3 protein-coding genes are annotated in these 3,126 nt (G+C 43.3%); 2 read left to right on the forward strand and 1 reads right to left on the reverse strand.

Going from position 1 to position 3,126, the window contains the following annotated elements; translation table 11 throughout:
- Window positions 1-787: trehalose-6-phosphate synthase (locus tag AC1DPZ_RS25185; RefSeq protein WP_477408652.1), on the forward strand; the 787-nt coding region annotated here is incomplete at its 5' end.
- A gap of 5 nt (window positions 788-792) precedes the next feature.
- Entirely contained in the window at window positions 793-1,674 is an 882-nt protein-coding gene (gene otsB, locus AC1DPZ_RS25190; protein WP_477408654.1) for a trehalose-phosphatase, read from the forward strand.
- Between the two features lie 129 nt (window positions 1,675-1,803).
- Here the strand turns inward: otsB and AC1DPZ_RS25195 are convergent.
- Window positions 1,804-3,126: glycoside hydrolase family 15 protein (locus tag AC1DPZ_RS25195; RefSeq protein ID WP_477408656.1), on the reverse strand; the 1,323-nt coding region annotated here is incomplete at its 5' end.

A 3,126-nucleotide genomic window follows, 5' to 3' on the forward strand; every position in this document is an offset into this window, starting at 1 on the left:
TTACGAAGGTTTTTCAAACGAGGTTTTATGGCCGGTTTTTCATTACTATGCATCAACCTATGCCAATTACAAGCAATCTAACTGGGATTATTACCAGGCCGTTAATAAAAAGTTCAGGGATGTAATTCTTAGTATTGCCGAGCCTGGCGACGTGATCTGGATTCATGATTACCAGCTATTGCTGTTGCCAGCCCTGGTTAGGAGCGAATTGCCCGATGTTTCCATAGGATTTTTCCTGCATATCCCATTTCCATCGCATGAAATGTTCAGGCTGATACCATGGCGGTCGGAATTGCTGGATGGAATGCTTGGCGCCGACCTGATTGGTTTTCATACGTTTGATGATGTACGCCATTTTTTGGGCGCAACAACCCGCATTTTGCCGGTAACCTCGTCATCAAACATCATCACAACAGGCGAACGGTCAATTGTGATAGAATCATTCCCGATGGGGATAGATGAACAGAAATATGCATCGTTACCGCTACAGGAAGATGTGCACCACCAGATTGAGCTGTTAAAGAACAATTTTAAAGGTATTAAGCTCATTCTGTCTGTCGATAGGCTCGATTATAGCAAAGGCATACTTCAACGTCTGCAGGCTTTTGAATTATTGCTGCAATTACACCCCGAATGTATTGAAAAGATAGCATTGTATATGATTGTGGTACCATCGCGGGATACAGTACCGCAGTATGCACACCTGCGCGATGAGATAGATAAAAAGGTAGGTAATATCAATTCCAGGCTATCAACATGCCTTTGGATGAACAGCGGAAACGCATGATACCAATGCGGCAACTGGTAACCAAATTCAATATTTCGCATTGGGTTAAAATATTTATGGATAGGTTGAAAGAAGTGAAACTGATGCAACGGTCTTTGCAGGCCAGGCACGTAAGCAACTCGACAGAGCAGTCTATCATTAACCGGTATATCAAAACAAAAAAACGTATTATATTTTTAGATTATGACGGCACGCTGGTAGGTTTTAAATCAAATATCGAGCAGGCAAGTCCGGATGCGGAGCTTTATAACATTATTAATAAACTCACCGAAGACCCTGCCAACCAGGTAGTATTGATAAGCGGCCGCAAGCACCAAAATCTTGACGAATGGTTTAACCTTGCCAATATTTACCTGATTGCCGAACATGGCTCATGGTTTAAGCAGCAAGGCACGTCGTGGCATAAAATTGCAGGTCTGTCAGATCAGTGGAAACAAGATATTTACCCCATCCTGGAAACTTATGTAGACCGCACTCCGGGTTCGTTCATCGAAGAAAAAACATACTCACTGGTTTGGCACTACCGCAAGGCCCAGGCTGGCTTAGGCGAGCTTAGAGCGGGCGAATTAATGAATAACCTTAAATATCTTGCCAGCGATAAGGGCTTACAGTTACTGCCGGGGGATAAGGTATTGGAAATTAAGAACATGGATATTAACAAAGGCAAAGCCGCCTTAACTCTTACCGAAGGCAAAGACTATGATTTTATTATTGCCTTTGGTGATGATCATACCGATGAGGATATCTTTAAAGCACTGCCAGATAGCGCTATAACCATTAAAGTTGGAAGTAATTTATCCGCAGCTAAGTTTTACCTGCGCAATCCGCAGGAGGTACGCCAACTGCTTACAAGTTTTACCAAGCATGTTGCGGTAGAGGTAAGTTGAAAGGTTGGAAGGTTAGAAAATTGTTGTAAAGTTGGAGGGTTAAATTGTAACGTTTCAACGTTCCAACTTTACAACAACTTTCTACCCCTTCAACATTACAACCTTTCAACATTCCAACTTTCCAACAACCTATAAGAAAATCGGCCTGTCCAGCTTAATGGCTATGCGGTATGCCGCGTTCATTAAACCTACATGGCTATAGKCCTGCGGGAAATTACCCCATTGGCTGCCATCGTTTTCGTCTACATCTTCACTAAACAGCAACAGGTGATTGGAGTATTGCAGCAGGTTGGCAAACTCACGTTGTGCATCATCAATACGCCCAACGCTGGCTAAAGCTTCCACATACCAAAATGCGCATATCAGGAAAGTTGTTTTGGGTTTACCAAAATCATCTTTATATAAATACCTGTAAAATAACCCATTAGGTGTTTTCAGCTCTTTTTCTAATGCAAGTAAATGATCTTTTGCTCTTTGTGATTCAGGATCGAGGTAATTCATCATAATCAACTGCAGCGTACTGGCATCAAGGTTTGAACTCCCTGCCGAATTGGTGTACACCTTCCTGACAGGATCATAACAGCTTTCAATATGCGCGGCTGCGCGCTTTTTTAACGATATAGCTTTATCAACCAGCTCTTTATTATCAATTGTACGTGCCATTTTCTCCGCGGCAGATGCACCGGCCCACTGGAACAGGTTGCTGTAGCAATGTATATTGGCCATGTTCCTAAACTCCCAGATGCCGGCATCTTTTTCATCTATAGTACGTTCAATTTTATTAAGCAGCGATTCGATCCATTTCACTGAATCTTTTCGCTCCGAAAAAACAAAGCGATGATCTGTATACAGTGGGAGCATGGAGATCATCACCTGGCCGTAAATATCATTTTGTATATGCTCTGATGCCTGGTTGCCTACGCGTACCGGCTGGTTACCCATGTAACCGTCCAAATCGGTCAGTATATGCTCAACCAGGTCTTTTTTGCCCGTTATACCATAAAGCGGCTGGTAGCGCTGCTCGTCGGAAAAAGAGATATCTGTTACATAGCCAAAGTATTTTTCCATTTCCTCAAAATGCCCAATGTGGTTGAGGGCGGTTATAACATAATAGGTATCTCGCAGCCAGCAATAGCGGTAGTCCCAGTTACGGCCGCTTCCCGGCGATTCGGGCAAGCTGGTAGTACTTGCAGCTATAATTGCTCCGGTATCTTCAAACTGGTGTATTTTAAGCGCCAGCCCCGAACGAATTACAAAAGGCTGGTAATACCCGGCTATGGATGAGTGCTTGATCCATGTGCGCCAGTATTGGATGGTTTCTGCTAAAAAGCGTTCTGTGGTAGTTATCAATGGCGCTTCCAGGGGTTCGCCATAGGTAAGTGCGAGGTATTTTATCTCGTTAAGCACAAATGGCTGCTCATCAAACACATAACTTATAGGTATATTGGTTGT

It is taken from the genome of Mucilaginibacter sp. P4_G9, from assembly GCF_056400985.1.